We start from the raw sequence: 15,968 nt of genomic DNA on the forward strand, positions 1-15,968 counted from the left end.
CGGGCCGACGGGCCTCACGATGGACGCACCCGTCCGACCCGAGAGCCATGCCGATGAGCGCCTCCCGCATTCCGGGCCTCGTACTGCCCGCCGTCTTCCTGCTGGCCCTCGTCGTCGGCGCGTTGTGGTACTGGCGGCATCGCGGCGACGAGTGAAGCCGCCCCCGGGACGAGGAAGGGATGCGGGCCCTAGAAGTTGCTGAACGGCACCCGGATGTCGACGACACACACGTCGTCCCGCCGTTCACCCTCCAGCAGGTCCGCCAGCATCGGCCCCAGGGAGCCGGACTCGTTGCCGTGATGGGTCACCAAGGCGTCGGCGAGCCGCTTGAAGCCCCGGTCGATGCCCTCCGAGGGGCGCTCGACCAGCCCGTCCGTGTAGAGCAGGAGCCGGTCGCCCGGTTCCAGCACGCACTCGGCCTCCTGGAAGTGCGGGTGGGAGCTCGCCCCGAGGAGCATGCCCCCCGGCCGGTCCAGATAGCGGGCCTCGCCGGCGCGCAGCAGCAGTGGCGCGGGATGCCCGGCCTGCGCCCACACCAGGCGGTGCCCGTCGGGGTTGTAGCGGGCCAGGACCATGGTGGCCGTGCCGTGGGTGTCACGGGAGTGGAGCAGCAGGGTGTTGAGCCGGGCGAGCGCGCCGGTCAGCGACGAGCCCGTGATGACCATGCCCTTGGCGGTGAAGCGGAGCTGGGCCATGGTCGCGACGGCGTCGATGCCGTGCCCGGCGACGTCACCGACCACGAACAGGGCGTCTCCGTCGGGCAGTTCGATGGCGCTGAACCAGTCGCCGCCGACATGGATCCCGGACTGTGCGGGCAGATAGGCGACCTCGACCTCCAGTCCGGCCGGCTGTACGGGCCGGGTGGGCAGGGGCAGCAGCGCGTGCTGGAGCCGGGCGGCCAGCGTGCGTTCGGCGCGCAGGACGTCGTGCTGGGTCACGATCGCCTGCTCGCTCTCGACGAGGGCCAGTTCGGCGCTGCGTTGCGCGGTCAGGTCCTGGAGGAAACCGTGCACCTCGACGGGTGTGCCGTGGACGTCGGTGACCGTCTCGGCGACGATCCGCAGATGCCGGATCCCGTCCGTGGCCCTGATCCGGAACGGCATGGCGCACGGCCTGCCCCGGCGCAAGAGTTCGCCGACGGCGTGGGTCAGGGCGGGTGCGTCCTCGGGCACCGCCAGGTCCCGCAGTGCGGCCAGACGCACCGGACCGGCCGCGGGATCCCGGTCGAGCACGGTGTAGACCTGCGACGACCAGCTGACGTCGTGCGTGATCAGGTTCCAGTTCGCCCAGCCCAGGTTCCCCAGCCGCTGGACGTCCGCCAGCCGCTGCTCCTGCCGGTCGGAGGAGTCGTGCCGCAGCCAGCTGACGGCCAGTCCGCTGCCCAGCCGTGTGACCCGCACGGTGTAGGTGGACAGTTCCGCGACGCCCGCCACCACCGCCTGCTGCGCGAACGGCTCTCCGTCGTACGCCTCCCCGGTGGTCAGCGTGTGCCGGCACCCCTCCCACAGCGGCTCGCCCGCGAGGGAGGGGAAGCACTCCAGCAGTCGCAGACCGAGCAGGTCCCGGCCGGTGCGGCCGAAGGCGTCGAAGGTCTCCTCGGTCGCGGCCTCGATGCGGTAGTCCTCGACCTCACCGGACGGGGCACGCAACGGGGCGAGCAGCATGGTCGACCCCGGCAGCGCGTCGAACACCGTCTGTACGGCGTCCACGGCGGCGTCGGAGGACGGTTCCCGGCGCGGATCGAAGGCGCGCAGCCGTCCGGCGCACAGCCGGGCGACGGCGAGCAGATGCTCCCGGACGGCCGGCGTGAACCGTCCGCCGGGGGCGCGCAGGACCCCGATGCAGACGTCGGCGCGGTCCCTGGTGACCACGGGCAGCCAGGCGCGGGACAGCCAGCGCTCCGGCGGGTCCCCGATGAGCAGGTACCGCTCGCGGTCCGTCTCGACGTCCTCCAGCCAGCGCGGCTGCCCGTCCCGGAGCGCGTCGAGCGCGGCGATCCCGCTCAGCGGCGGCACCTGGCGCCACTGGGCGGCCAGGGTCTCGTCGATGCCGGCGTGCCCGACCAGTTCGAGGCCCCCGGCCGGCAGCCGGGCGAAGATCATCACCGCGTCCGCCTCCGTGCTCGACAGATGCTCGAGCAGGCACCGGGCGAGATCCTGCGGGGTGCCGACACGGACGAGGGCCCGGCCGAGGCGTCCGAGGTCACGGGGGCCGCCGGCCTCCGCGACCGGGAAGGCGTGGACTACGGCGTCCTGTTCCGGCGCGTCCGCGGAGGCGGCGGTCGGGGCCTGTGGGGCCAGGCCGCCGAGGGTGATCCAGCACTCCTCCAGGAGCGTGTGGTGCGCCGCCTTGGCACGCTGCAGCAGTTCCTCGCCGGCGGCGTCCGGGGAGCACCCGGTCAGTGCCATCACGGCGCCCTTGGCCCGTTCCACGACAGCCGAGGTCGCCGCCTGGTCGCGCAGCCGGTCCATCTCGGCACGCTGGCGGGCGACGATCTTGGCCAGCGCGACCGTGTCCGGGGCACCGGACTCCGCTGGGCCGGCGGGCTCGCTCGTCACGCGACGAGCATCGCACACGGAGCCCGGTGCGATTGCCGCCTTGTCAGGACCGGTTTCACTCGAAAGTGCGCCCTGGTCAGCGTCCGGCGTTGTGCTCGACGAGAGCCTGGGAAACTGCCCGTACGCTGCGGGCGATGTGCTGCAGCTGGAGGACCTCCGCCGCGTACAGCTTGATCGTGTGTTCGATGACCGACTCGGGCAGACCGAGCCCCGGAAGGTCGGCGCGGGCGGTCTGGAGGGCGGTGCGGGCGACCCGGATCTCCTGCTGGACCTGGATCTGCGCATGCCGGGCCAGCAGCACGGGGTGGCGGATCAGCGCCGGGTAGCTGGCGTAGCGTGCCGGCACCAGTTCGCGCAGCCACTTGGCCGCCGAGCGCTCCCAGTCGTAGCTGCCGGGGGTCTTGACCTGGCAGGGCCAGTCCGGGCTGATGCGCGTGGTCGTCAGAGTCATGGGAGTCATGGCCATCTCTTCCGGGTGTGCGGCGTCAGGAGGGGTGGTCCGACGGGTATGGGCGGCCCCGGCCTAGGGGATGACCGGGGCCGCCGCGGGCGCTCGCCGAGGCGATGCCCGACCGAACACCCGAGGCGCCGTCGCGGGTAGGTGGCGGCGGCTTCGGGTGTTCGCGCAGGGGCCCGGAAGGCGGACGGTGCCTGCGCGGCGGGTGGTGCGGCGTGCGCATGGGCGGACCGTCTGCTTTCTGCGGGCTGTTGCGAGGGGTGGGGACGGGGGTGCGGAACGTGTCCCGGGAGCGGCCCGGGGCGATCCGTGAGCAGTATTTATATATGCCGTCCGGTTTGCAAGACGTATGAAAACATTCATGCGTGAAATGAGACGGTTGATCCCTTTGTGATGTGGTTCGTCGGGTGTGGCCGGAGAGGGCCGGAGGGGCGGTGTCGCCCGCCGCGTCAGTCGCGCAGGAAGAACTGGTGCTGGTCGGAGATGTGCTCGTACTCCTCGAGCCGCGCCTGGGTCCGCTCGGGGTCGGCGTCGGTCATGGCCTGGAGCAGTGCGGCGGCCATCACCCCGGGGGCGGCGTAGGAGTCGAAGACCAGGCGGGAGCCGGTGCCGGTGGCGAAGACGATGTCCGCCTCGTCGGCGACCGGACCGAGCGCCAGGTCCGTGATGAGGGCGACGCGCAGCCCCGCGCTGCGCGCGACCCGCACGGCCGTGAGGGTCTCCTGCGCATGCCGGGGCATCGAGAACGCCAGCACCCAGGTGCCGCCCGCCTCGCGCGACTGCAGGAGTGCGTCGTAGGCGACGCTGCCGCCCAGGGTCACCAGCCGTACGTCGGGATGGACACGGCGTGCGGCGTAGGCGAAGTACTCCGCCAGCGACACCGAGATGCGCACCCCGAGCACGGTCAGCGGGGTCGACTGCGACAGCTTGCGGCCGAGGGCGATGAGTTGGTCGGGGTCGGCGAAGTCACGCCGCAGGTTCTCCAGGTTCTCGATCTCGGCGTCGACCGCGGCCTGCAACTCGTTGCCGCTGTTCTCCTCCGCCGCCGCCGGACCCCCCGCCAGGGTGCCCAGCGCGATCGACTGGAGCTTCTCCCGCAGCGCGGGGTAACCGCTGAAGCCCACCGCCGCGGCGAACCGTGTCACCGACGGCTGGCTCACGCCCACCCGCTCGGCGAGATCGGTGATCGAAAGGAAGGCCGCCTCGGTGATGTGCTCGATCAGGTACTGGGCGATACGGCGCTGCCCCGGGGAGAGTCGGGGCCGGTCGAAGAGGGCCCTGAGCTGGGAGGTCGGGGAGGCCTCGGCCTCCGGAACCGACTTGCCCGAGGTGATCGCGGATGCCTGTGCGCGTGCCTGCTGCGGCGATGGCACCGGTGCGCCTCCTTTGTCTTCCACAGTGCCTCAACATAGCCCACACACTGTTGTGACCAGGGGTTGTACGGTCACCGTCGATAGATCGTGATCGAGTGACCGACTTGATCGATCGAGCGACTGCTGTCGATCAACTCGGCCAGTCGGCTCGTGGCCTTGGCGACCGAGGAGTCCGACACCACCAGCAGTCCGTGCACGTCGTCCAGGGGAACCCCGCGCGGATCGGATGCGTCGATGCCGTAGTACGACGGCACACCACTGCCCTTGTAGACGAGCCAGATCCGCTCCGCCGGATACTGCTCGCGCAGCCGGTCGGCGAGGCGGCCCAGATCCTGGCCCCAGTCCACGTTGGAGTCGTGCAGCCGCAGATGCGTCTTGGCCGGCCCGCCGAACGCCTCGTTGGAGTACGGCAGATAGTAGGGGAACGTACGCAGCGAGCTGACCGCGACGAACAGCACCAGCGCCCCCGCCGCGACACCGGCCCACCGCCGTCGTACCGCGAGCACACCGGCCGCCGCCACCGCCAGGAACATCGGCACGAACACGGCGTACCGGGTGCCGAAGTCCCGGGAGCCGGTCATGGCCGCGGCGAGCAGCACGGCGGTGGGGGCCAGCAGATAGGGCGCCGCGGGCCGCAACCGTCGTACCGCCACGACCGCGACGGCACCGGCTGCCCACAGGGCGAGCATGCCGAGCGGGGTCTTCACCAGGAGCGCGGCCGGCAGGTAGTACCAGAGGGAGCCGGTGTAGAGCCGTCCGAACAGGAAGCCCTGCCACGGATGGTTCTCGAAGCCGAACTGCACCCGCATCCCGTCCCGGTAGGCCTCCGGGAACGGCATCAGATCGACGAGCAGAGCCCGCAGACCGTGCACGACGGGCACATGCTGCTGCGGACTCCAGCGCAGCCGCGGATCCACCACCAGGTAGGAGAGCCATACGACGGCGATCGCGACCACCGCCACGACACCCGCCGCAGCGGCCGCCCGCGCCGGCGCCCTGCGGCGGTCGTGGGAGTCGTGGGAGTCGTGGCGCCACACCGACCAGGCGGCGAGTGCCAGCAGCACCGGAACGGCTGCCAGCGCGCTCATCTTCGTCGCCAGCGCCGCGCCGGCGGCCACCCCGGCGAGCGGTACGTACAGCCGCGGCCGTCGACGCGCCCGCCACAGCAGCCACACCGACGTCAGCAGGAAACCGGCCGTGGGCACGTCGAGAGTGGCAAGGGAGCCGTGCGCGATCACGTCGGGGGAGAAGCCGTACAGGGCGAGCGCCACGACCCCGCCCGCCCGGCCGACGAGTTCACGGGCGAAGGCGAGGACCACCAGCCCGAACGCCAGCGTCAGCACGATCACCGGCAGCCGGGCCCACAGCATCACCTGCCAGGGGTCGTTGCCGGCCTCGTACAGCAGATGCCGCCCGACCTGCCCCTGATCGCCGCTGAAGGAGGGGTCGTAGCGCGGCTCGGCGAGAGCCACCCCTACCGCTATGACGAGCTTTCCCAGGGGCGGGTGTTCGGGGTTGTAGCGGATCTCGTGCTCGTGCAGGGAGTCGGCGGCGGTGCCCACGTACACGGGCTCGTCGATGGTCGGTGTCTGCTGAACGGCGGTGGTCACCATGGCGAAGGCCATCTGGGCGAGCAGCAGCACGACGAGGAGCGGCACGAGCCAGGGCCTGCCCGACCGTCTTGCCGGCCGCGGGGCGGGTACTTCGGGGGGCGTCTCCGGTTCGAGGACCGGGTGCAGTTCGCGCGCCATCATCCGCCCCGCGATGACGTGGGCCGCGCGGGGGCGGGAGCGATGCGAGGGCGCCTCATGCGCCTACTCTGCATCAGCTCCCGCCCCTCAGGGCGTCACCGCTTCAGGAGTCGTACCGACAGACCTTCCGCCGTGTAGACGGGTACGGCCCGCAGCGTGTCGGAGTTCAGCTCCACCCGGTCGAACCGGCCGCGCAGTCCCGCGGCGCCGAGCACGCGCACCACGCTCCCGGCCGCCGGCGGCCTGTCGGCGTCGAGCCGCAGCGACAGCACGCTGCCCGCGCCGAGCACCGCGCGCCGCGTCACCTCCAGGGCAGGGCCGCGGCCCGAACACAGCGTCACGTCGAGCGTCGAGGACTCCTGGGCGTACGTCCCGTGGATCTGTACCGACGACTTGGTCGCCACCCGCAGAGTGCCGCCCGACACCCGCACGTCGCCGTGGCCGAGGGCGTGCGCCGAGGCGGCGGACAGGACGCCCTCGCGCACCACGGTGCCGCCCGTGTACCGGTTGTGGCCGGTCAGGGTGAGGGTGCCGGTGCCGCGCTTGGTCAGGGAGCCGTCGCCGTCGATGTCGTTGCGCCAGGTGTCGGCCCCGCCGAAACCGCCGGCCGAGGCGTCGAGCGCGACGGTCACATCGGTGTCGAAGGAGCCGTAACCGTCCGCCGCGGCGAAGAGGTTGAGCCGGCCCCACTGCTCGAAGCCGTCCAGCAGGACGTACCCGGAGGACAGCGCGGTCGTGCGCAGCACCTCGCGCCGCTGCTCGGCGTCCAGGTAGGGCAGACGCGTCTCCAGCAGTACCTCGGCGCCCTTCGGCACGGTCAGCGGTGTGCTGCGGCCCCGACGGGTGAGGACGTACGTCAGCTTGGGCTCGACCAGGCAGGCGTTGTCGTCGCGGTCGGCGTACGCGTCCGAGGTGTCCGAGTGGGCGTAGGCGAAGAGGGTGTCCGCCGTCGAGCCGGTCCGCGCCTCGAAGTAGGCGAGGGCCTGGGCGCGGGCCGCCGCCTTGAGGTCGGCGTTGGCCGGGTCGGCGAGGGCGGCGGCGGCCAGGGCGGTGGCCATGACGCGGCCGCCGAGGACGTCGACCGTGGAGTGCATGCCCGACATGATCCGGGTGTGGCTGAGCTCGAAGGCGCGGGTCACCAGCTCCTGGAACCGCTCGGGAACGGCGTACGCGAACGCCAGCGCCGCCAGGTGGAAGGCGTTGGTGTGGCCGCTGGGGAAGCCGCCGTCCTCGGCCGCGTTGGTGCCGCGCTGACGCAGCAGCTGGGTCACGACGACCACGTCCGAGTCGTACACGGGGAAGCCGAGCGCGTCGGTCTTCCCGGTGTCGACGACCTCGCTGTCCTCGTTCATCCGCCACGGACGCGGGTACTGGAAGGCGAACTTGGCCGGGTTGCCGGAGGCGAACGGGCCGCGCACGGTGTCGACCAGCCTGGCCACCTGGCCGAGGTCCGAGGTGTACGAGCCGGCGCCGATCGCGGACCCCGCGGGCGCGCCGGCCGGGACGGCGTCGCTGATGGTGGTCGCGGGTGTGGTGTCCGGCGCGCTGGTGATCGACGTGACCGCCTTGGCACCCGACCTGTACAGGTCGGCGAGCGGGCCGAGCGCGCCGATCATCGCGTAGCTCTGGTGCTGGCGGTCGTAGACGAACGCCTCCTTGGCCTGCGCCTCGGTGCGTGCCTGCGTGATGCGGGCGCAGTAGCGCATGTTGGCGCGCAGGATCTCGGGCAGCAGCGGCGTGCCGGTGTTCCAGGCGGCGCCGGTCTTCCATATCTCGGCGAAGCCGCCGAGGATCCGCAGCACCGCGTTGGTCTCGGCGGTCTGGTTCGCCGTGATGTTGGTCTTGTAGTCGTCGACGAACGCGGCGGCACCGGTGGCGGCTTTCGCGTCCGCGGCTCCGAGCCACGAGGCGAAGGTGGGCGCGGCCAGGACGCCGGCCGAGACACCGATGGAGGTCCTCAGGAACCCCCTTCTGTTCAGGGCGAGTTCACTGACCGACGACGTGGAGCGGGGCCCGGCGGATGACGGCATGCTGCTGCCTCTCTTGAGTTCTTCGGCCGTGCGGCCGGGGGAGTCGAGCGATGACAGCCCGTGGGGCGCGGCAGGAGGAGCGAGCCGCGAGGTGCCCCATGAGGCTTACGAGCGAAGATCTACGGGCGAGTTGTGTCGGACGGGGGTGGACCCGGCGTCCGGCGGGTGTCACAGAAGTGAACGCGCCAGCGCCACCGCCCCCTCGACCGGCGGCACCCGCAGCGGCTGTGGCCTGGCCGTGGGCACCCTGTCCGAGAGGGCGGAGGTGAAGGCGTCGTAGAGGACGGGCTGGGCGAGGACGGTGCTGCCCGCGACCACCACGTCGTCCACCGCGACTCCGCGTGCGGCGAGTCGCTCGACGAGCGCGGCCAGCGACCGGCCGCCCTCCTCGATGACCGCGAGGGCGAGCGGTGAGCCCGCCGCGGCGGCGGCGAACACGGCCGGGGCGTGCCGGCCCCACTCGGCGGAGATGTCCTTGGCGGCTTCCATCGCCGCCCCGATCGCGGGGACTTCGGCGACCTCGAAGGAGGCGACGAGAGCGTGCGCGAGCGCGTCGGGCTCCTCGCCGCGATCATGGGCCGCCCAGACGGCGCGTACGGCATCACGGACGAGACCGGCGGCGCCGCCCTCGTCGCCGAGGACCGCACCCCAGCCGCCGACCTGAGCGGGGCGTCCGTCGGGGAAGCGGCCCACCGCGACCGAACCGGTGCCGGCCACCAGGCCGACCCCCTTGTCCAGGCCCGCTGCGGGCACGAGGAGTTCGGCGTCGCCCACGACCAGCGCGGGCGCGTCGAAGTGGAGCTGCAGGGCGGTGCGGATCTGAGCGCACTGGCGAGGGGTCTCGCAGGCATGTCCGCCGACCGCCAGAGCGGACGGGCGGGCGCCCGTCGGCAGGGCGTCGGCGGCCAGCGTGGCCAGCCAGCCGGCGGCGGTCACGGGGTCGTGCGGCCGCCAGCCGCTGCTGGAGCGGACGTGATCGGCGACCAAGGTGTCGCCCGCGAAGGCGCGCAGATGTGTTTTGGTGCCGCCCACGTCGATACCGACCACGAGCGGGCCAGAAGGTGTGGCGTCCTGCACGGATCCTCTTTCGTCGGTGCGCTGAAGCATGCGACGGCGGGCGAAACCGTGCCGGAGGAAGGCAGTTGAAGAACTAGGGAAGCCCCGGGACGGGCCTCTGACGGACCACGGCAGGCGAGTACCGTGACGTTCGTTAGGAAGTTAACTAACGAAGTACAGTGCGTCAAGAGAAATCGCGCACTCGACCACCGCAGGGCCGCTGCGGGGCGGGAACGCGTGACGTCATGGCATCCCATCGCCGCACCCCGTGAAGACGCTTCGACCGGGGCACGGCGCTCGACCTCCGTGGGAGAACTGTGGAACACGACGTGGCGGAAGCCCCCCGTCTGACCGAGAGCGCCAGCGCTGTATTCGCCGTGCTGGCACAGGCCGGCACGGCTACCCGCCCGCAGCTCGCGAGCCTGGCGGGCCTGTCGAAGCCGACGGTGTCCTCCGCCGTCGCGGAACTCGAGAGCGCCCGCCTCGCCGCCCACTCCGGCACCGCCTCCGGTGCCACCGGCCGCTCAGCCGCTGTATACGGTCTGGGACCGGCCGCCGGTGCGGTGCTCGCCGTCGACCTCGGCCCCGCCCTCACCCGGGTGCGTGGCTGTGCCCTGGACGGCACCCTGCTCGCCCAGGCCACCGGCTCCCGGGACGAGGCCGCCGATGTCGTGCGCGAGGCCGTCTTCGCGCTGCCCGACGGCGCTCCGCTGCGCTCCATCGTCGTCGCCGTCGGTGACGTCACCGCGGAGCAGGACGGCGCGGGAGCCCGCCCCGCCACCGCCAAGGCCAGGCCCGTCTTCGACGCCATGGCCGTCGCTCTGCCGAAGGGCGTCCCGGTCCATCTGGAGAACAACGTCAATTGCGCCGCGCTGGCCGAGCTGCACGAGGGCGCCGCCCGCGGCCGCGCCTCCTTCGGCTATCTGCGGATCGGCGTCGGTATCGGTCTCGGCATCGTCGTCGGCGGCCAGGTGCTGCGCGGGGCCAACGGGGCCGCCGGTGAGCTCGCCCGGCTGCCCTACCCCTGGGACGACGGCGTGGAGCCGCGTCAGGAGGCCCTGGAGGAGTACATCGGCGCCCGCTCGCTGGTGCGCAGGGCCGCCGAGGCCTGGCCGGAGGACGGCGGGCCCTGCCCGCGCACAGCCGACGAGCTCTTCGCCCTCGCCCAGGAGGGCCGGGCGGTGGCCCGTACGGTCGTGGACCGGCACGCCGCCGACATCGGCCGCCTGGCCGCCGCGGTGACCGCCGTACTGGACCCAGGCCTCATCGTGCTGGGCGGCAGCACCGGCGCTGATCCCCAGCTCCTGGCGGGGGTGCGGGCGGAGATGGCGCGGCTGAGCTGGCCCACCGAGGTGGTCAGCAGCACGGTGGGTGATCTCGGCACCGTCGTGGGTGCTTCCCGGCTCGCCGTGGCCCGGGGAGTCCAAACCGTGACCGATGTGGCGCGGGCCAAGGATTGACGGGTTCCGGCTCGGTCTGCCAATGTCCGGACAAGCGCTTTCTAAGTCGGCCGGGACGCCGGCTTGGAGCGAGCGTCCCGACCGTACTGACGTACGGCAACCGCACGAGGGCGTGCCCGCGCGGTGACGGCCATGAAGGCCGGGGATCCTCGCCCGTCAGGATGACGCGGCCGGGCGAGGCCGCGCCCCCGGAAAGCGACTTCTCCTGCAAAATGCACCCGTGCCGCCTTGATCGGCGCCGTGCTCCGTCCCCTGCGACGAAAAAGGGATCGAAGATGACCAATGTAGGTGTACGGCGCTCTCGCCGACTCGGCCGCGGCATGCGCCGCATGGTTCCCCTCGCTGCCGTGGCCTCGGCAGGCGCCCTGCTGCTGACCGCCTGCGGAGGAGGCTCCGACTCGGGCGGCACCTCCAAGTCGCTGACGTTCTGGATCTCCACGGTTCCGGGGCAGGACGCGGGCTGGAAGAAGATGGTGGCGCAGTACAAGAAGGAAACCGGCGTCGCCGTCAAGCTCGTCAACATCCCCTACGACGGCTACACGACGAAGCTGCACAACGCCGCGCAGGCGAACTCCCTGCCCGACGTGGCGGCCGTGCCGGCGCTGGACCCGATCTGGTCGAACAAGCTGATCGACCTCAGTGACATCGCCAACAACAAGGCGAACAAGATCAACGCCAACTTCGTCGCCAAGGACTCGTCCGGGAAGGTGCTTTCCATCCCCTCGGACGTCACCGCGTCCGGCATGTTCATCAACAAGTCGCTCTTCGAGAAGGCCGGCGTCGACTTCCCGACCTCGCCCGACAAGACCTGGACCTGGACCGATTTCATCAAGGCGGCGAACGAGGTCCGGGAGAAGACCGACGCCAAGTACTCCCTGACGTTCGACCAGTCGCCGTCGCGACTGCGCGCCATGGTGTACGAGATGGGCGGCCAGTACGTCCACGCCGACGACTCCGGCAAGTTCTCGGTGGACGCGGCGACCAAGAAGGCCGTGAACACCTTCGTCGGATGGAACGACGACAAGGTCATGCCGAAGTCGGTGTGGACCAGCGGCGCCGACCCGTCGGCCATGTTCCAGAGCGGTGACGTCGTCGCCTACTGGTCCGGCGTGTGGCAGGTTCCCGCCTTCGCCGACAGCATCAAGAAGTTCGAGTGGGCGAGCGTTCCGACCCCCGCCCAGCCGGTGCAGGCCAGCGACGTCAACAGCGGCGGCATGACGGTCGGCTTCAACAACAACGCGGACGCGTCCAAGGCCGCGACGAAGTTCCTGTCCTGGCTGTACGAGCCGGCCCACTACCAGGTGCTGTGCGAGACGTCCGGCTTCCTGCCGGTCGAGAGCGGACTGAACCCGAAGTACCCCTTCAAGTCCGAGGCGGCACAGGCGGCGTTCAAGCTCTACAACGAGTCGATCCCGCTCTACGACCCGATCTCCGGCTACTTCAACAAGGCGCAGACGAACTGGGTGCTGAAGGGCAAGAGCCTGACCGAGGACCCGACCAAGACGGAGCTCGGCAAGGCGATCAACGGCCAGCAGTCCTCCGACAAGGCCCTGGAGAACATCGTGGCCGGCTACAACCAGCAGGTTGGCGGCTGATCGTAGGCCGGTGGGCCCGGGCGGCGGTGGCTCGACCACGCCGCCCGGGCGCCAGGACCCCACGTGATGCCGGGCTCATGGCCTGAGCCCAGAGCAACCCCATCCACCAGCACGGAGTCAGGAAGATGACAAAACGCGCCTCGGCCGTGTCCACGAGCCCGCCCAGGCCGCCCAGGAGACGCAGTAAGTACACCTTTGCGCCGCTCGTCCTCATCGCGGCCAACGTCGTGCTCTTCGCGCTGTTCTTCCTCTGGCCGGCGGTGATCGGGCTTGTCTACTCGTTCACGAACTACACGGGTGTGGGGTCGTTCCAGTTCGTCGGACTCGACAACTACAACAACCTGGTCGGGGACTCCACCTTCTACGACGCGCTGACGCGGACGCTGCTGTACACCGTGCTCTTCGTCCCGCTGAACTTCGTGTTCTCACTGCTCATCGCCAACGTGCTGGTGAGCAAGCACGCCAAGGGCGTATCGGTGGCCCGCATCTTCTTCTTCATCCCGTGGCTGCTGTCGCCCATCGTCGTGGGTGTCCTGTGGCGGTGGCTGTTCGGTGAGAACTTCGGACTGGTCAACTACCTCATCGAGAAGTTCGGCGGCAGTGCCGTTCCCTGGCAGTCGAACGCGGACCTGTCGCTGCTCGTGGTCGTGGTGGCGGCGTCCTGGGCCTGGACGGGCTTCTCGATGCTGCTGTTCATCGCGGCGATCAAGAACGTACCCACCTCGTACTACGAGGCGGCCGCGCTCGACGGTGCCGGTCCGTGGCGCCAGTTCACCAGCATCACCCTGCCGAGCATCGCGCCGACCTCCTTCATCGTCATCCTGCTCAACACGATCCACGCGATGAAGGAGTATCCGCTGTTCGCCTCGCTCAACAACGGCGGACCCGGAACGTCGAACAACCTGCTCGTCCAGTACATCTACCAGACCGGCTTCAAGACGGGCCAGATCGGCTACGCGAGCGCCGCGTCGTTCGTGCTCATGCTCATCCTGATGGTCGTCGCGGTCATCCAGATGATGGTCAACCGGCGGCTGGAGAACCGATGACAACCACAGACATGCCGCGCAAGTCCGACGCCGGTTCCGCACGGGCCGTCGCCAAGAAGCGGTCCCGCAGTGGGCGCAGCGGTGAGTTCCGGCGCGCGGTGGCCCCGACGACCCTGCTGTGGGTACTGGCGGCCCTCTACGCGGTACCGGTGCTGTGGTTCGTCCTCAGCTCCTTCAAGCCGGCGGGAGACCTGTTCTCCCTTCCGCTGACCCTGTTCCCGAACAACCCCACCGTGTCGGGTTACAAGGCGGCGTGGGAGAGCGCCAACTTCTCCCAGTACTTCATCAACACGACCATCGTGTGTGTGATCGCGACGATCCTCACGGTGGGGGTCAGCTGCTGTACGGGGTACGCGCTGGCCAAGTACGACAACAAGTGGCTCAAGGTCTTCTTCGTCGGCATTCTGGCCACCACGATGCTGCCGTCCGAGGTCATGCTCGCCCCGCAGTTCCTGGTGGTCCGCGACCTCGGCCTCTACAACTCGCTCGCCGGCATCATCCTCCCGGCCCTGCTCACCGCGACCGGCTGCTTCATGTTCCGCCAGTTCTTCCTGACGGTCCCCGACGAACTCATCGAGGCCGCCCGCATCGACGGGGCGCGTGAGCTGTCGATCTTCCTGAGGATCATGGTGCCGATCTCCCGGCCCATCATGCTGACGCTCGCCATCCTGTCGTTCCAGTGGCGGTGGAACGACTACATCTGGCCGCTGCTGATGCTGAACGACCCCGAGAAGTTCACCGTGCAGATCGGTATCCAGAGCCTCGTCGGTGCGCAGAACATCAACTGGTCGGTGCTGCTCGGCGGATCGGTCATCTCCATGATCCCGCTGATCATCGTCTTCCTGGTGTTCCAGAAGTACGTCATGAACGCCGACATCAACGCCGGCCTGAAGGACTGACCTTGCCCACCCCGCTCGACCGCGAGTTCGTCCGGTCGGCGGCCCGTGCCGCCGACCGGACGGCCGTCCCCCTGGCGGCCGAACCCGACCGGGAACCCGCCGGTGTGCAGCACCGTGGTCTGGCGCGCCGGGTCAAGACCCTGATCGCGGCATACCGTTCCCCGGACTCGGCACTGCACGGCGACCAGCGGGCCGTGGCCGCCGCCACGACCCACCTGCGCGCCCTGCGCGCCGCGCAGACACTCACCGGCCTCTTCGCCGGAGGGGACAACGTGCAGTCACCGCCGGACTCCGCGTTCACGGTCAACGACGTGTGCGACGCGCATGTCCTCGCCGCCGGCGCGGGGCCGGAACTGCGCGACGTCACGGCGGCGCTCGCCGACATCGCCGACGCAGCCACCGGCCCCCTGCTGACCGGCGGCGCGCACACCCCGAACCACCGCTGGGAGCTGTCCGCGGCGCTGGCCCGGCTGCACCGGTCCTTCCCGGACGACCGGCTGCTCGACCGCGTCGAGGAGTGGCTCGCCGAGGGCGTCGACATCGACGCGGAGGGCCTGTACTCGGAACGCAGCGCCCTCTACGCGTCCCACGTGACCAACCCGTCGCTGCTCCTGCTGGCCGAGGTGCTGGACCGCCCCGACCTGGCGGCCGCCGTCGAACGCAACCTCGCCACCACCCTGGACCTCATCAGGCCGGACGGCACGGTGGAGACCGTCCACTCACGACGGCAGGACCAGAAGCACCCGTTCCCCCTGGCGCCCTACCTTCCGCACTACCGGCTGCTCGCGATCCGCACCGGCCGGGGCGACTTCAGCCGGGCGGCGCGACTGGCGGCCGCCGGCGGCATCGACGACTGGGACCTGCTCGCCCAGACCCTCCTCACCCCGGACCTGTGCCGCGCCCTGCCGGCCCCGGACACGGAGACGCTTCCGCGCGACCGGTACCTCACCACCGCACGCCTCGCCCAACGCGCCTCGGCCACCGCGCACACGGTGGTGTACGGCGGCTCCGACGTGCCCGAGCACCGGCGCATCCGCTCGGGCCTCGCCTGCAACCCCACCTTCCTGCGTCTGTTCGCGGGCGACGCCGTCCTCGACGCGATCCGCCTGACGCGAGGGTTCTTCGACCTGGGCCCGTTCCGCGCCGCCGACATGCGACAGCTCGCCGACAACCGGTACCGGCTCACCGAAACCCTGACGGCCGCCTACTACCAGCCGCTCCCGAAGGACCAGCGGCGGGACGACGGTGGCTACCGGCTGGTGGACGAGGGACGCTTCTCGGCCGCGATGGCCTTCCCGGACCGGCCTCGGGACGAGGTCTCCCACACGACCCACGTCGACGTGGACCTCAGGGAAGACGGGGCCGACCTGCGGATCGACATCAGCGGACCACGGGTGCCCTGGGCCCTCGAACTCACCTTCCGGCCCGGCGGTGTGACCGAGGGCGCCGTACCGATCGGTGACGGACGCTGGTGTCTGACGACCGGGCCGATGACCTACCGGGTCGGCGACGACGAGATCCGGGTCGAGGCCGCCGTCGAGGCGGGCGAACCGCTCGCCGGGCCGGACCGGAGCGACATACTGCGGTACGACCCGGGTCAGGACTACACCGTGGTCGGCGGCACCGACGCGACGACCGGGAACGGTGTCCACATCGGTGGACTCGGCCCGCACACGGTGACCCTCGCACTGCGCGCCCGCCGCCCCGCACCTGTCGTATGACCCCGACGACCCACGCCATGGC

At 70.8% G+C, this 15,968-nt stretch carries 11 protein-coding genes; 5 read left to right on the forward strand and 6 right to left on the reverse strand.

The window, feature by feature from the left end:
• Window positions 1-188 precede the first annotated feature (188 nt).
• The 6 genes from TN53_RS10575 to TN53_RS10600 all read right to left on the reverse strand — a co-directional run bounded on the left by TN53_RS10575 (window position 189) and on the right by TN53_RS10600 (window position 9,276).
• Window positions 189-2,558: a SpoIIE family protein phosphatase gene (locus TN53_RS10575; RefSeq protein WP_046258213.1), complete on the reverse strand. Its 2,370-nt coding sequence runs from the start codon at window positions 2,556-2,558 to the stop codon at window positions 189-191.
• Between the two features lie 76 nt (window positions 2,559-2,634).
• Entirely contained in the window at window positions 2,635-3,009 is a 375-nt protein-coding gene (locus tag TN53_RS10580; RefSeq protein WP_046258214.1) for a hypothetical protein, read from the reverse strand.
• Between the two features lie 455 nt (window positions 3,010-3,464).
• Complete coding sequence (locus tag TN53_RS10585) at window positions 3,465-4,388, reverse strand: MurR/RpiR family transcriptional regulator (protein ID WP_046258215.1); 924 nt, start codon at window positions 4,386-4,388, stop codon at window positions 3,465-3,467.
• Between the two features lie 71 nt (window positions 4,389-4,459).
• Window positions 4,460-6,142, reverse strand: coding sequence for an ArnT family glycosyltransferase (locus TN53_RS10590; RefSeq protein WP_046258216.1), 1,683 nt, complete (start codon window positions 6,140-6,142; stop codon window positions 4,460-4,462).
• A 92-nt stretch (window positions 6,143-6,234) separates the two neighbouring features.
• Window positions 6,235-8,169, reverse strand: coding sequence for a phosphatase PAP2 family protein (locus TN53_RS10595; protein ID WP_046258217.1), 1,935 nt, complete (start codon window positions 8,167-8,169; stop codon window positions 6,235-6,237).
• Between the two features lie 168 nt (window positions 8,170-8,337).
• A complete protein-coding gene (locus TN53_RS10600) occupies window positions 8,338-9,276 on the reverse strand; it encodes an N-acetylglucosamine kinase (RefSeq protein WP_420719093.1) in 939 nt (312 codons plus the stop codon).
• Between the two features lie 278 nt (window positions 9,277-9,554).
• Between TN53_RS10600 and TN53_RS10605 the strand changes: the two genes are divergently transcribed.
• The 5 genes from TN53_RS10605 (at window position 9,555) to TN53_RS10625 (ending at window position 15,946) form a co-directional block, all read left to right on the forward strand.
• On the forward strand, window positions 9,555-10,685 hold the full coding sequence (locus tag TN53_RS10605; RefSeq protein WP_234441553.1) for an ROK family transcriptional regulator: 1,131 nt from the start codon (window positions 9,555-9,557) through the stop codon (window positions 10,683-10,685).
• 275 nt (window positions 10,686-10,960) lie between these two features.
• On the forward strand, window positions 10,961-12,280 hold the full coding sequence (locus TN53_RS10610; RefSeq protein ID WP_046258220.1) for an extracellular solute-binding protein: 1,320 nt from the start codon (window positions 10,961-10,963) through the stop codon (window positions 12,278-12,280).
• Between the two features lie 125 nt (window positions 12,281-12,405).
• Window positions 12,406-13,326 (forward strand): carbohydrate ABC transporter permease, encoded by a 921-nt coding sequence (locus TN53_RS10615; RefSeq protein ID WP_046258221.1) that lies wholly within the window; start codon window positions 12,406-12,408, stop codon window positions 13,324-13,326.
• Window positions 13,323-14,225, forward strand: coding sequence for a carbohydrate ABC transporter permease (locus tag TN53_RS10620; protein WP_046258222.1), 903 nt, complete (start codon window positions 13,323-13,325; stop codon window positions 14,223-14,225). Before TN53_RS10615 ends, TN53_RS10620 begins: the two co-directional genes overlap by 4 nt.
• A 2-nt stretch (window positions 14,226-14,227) precedes the next feature.
• Window positions 14,228-15,946: a hypothetical protein gene (locus TN53_RS10625; RefSeq protein ID WP_046258223.1), complete on the forward strand. Its 1,719-nt coding sequence runs from the start codon at window positions 14,228-14,230 to the stop codon at window positions 15,944-15,946.
• Window positions 15,947-15,968 lie beyond the last annotated feature (22 nt).

It is taken from the genome of Streptomyces sp. WM6386 (genome assembly GCF_000972385.1).
Lineage (GTDB): Bacteria > Actinomycetota > Actinomycetes > Streptomycetales > Streptomycetaceae > Streptomyces.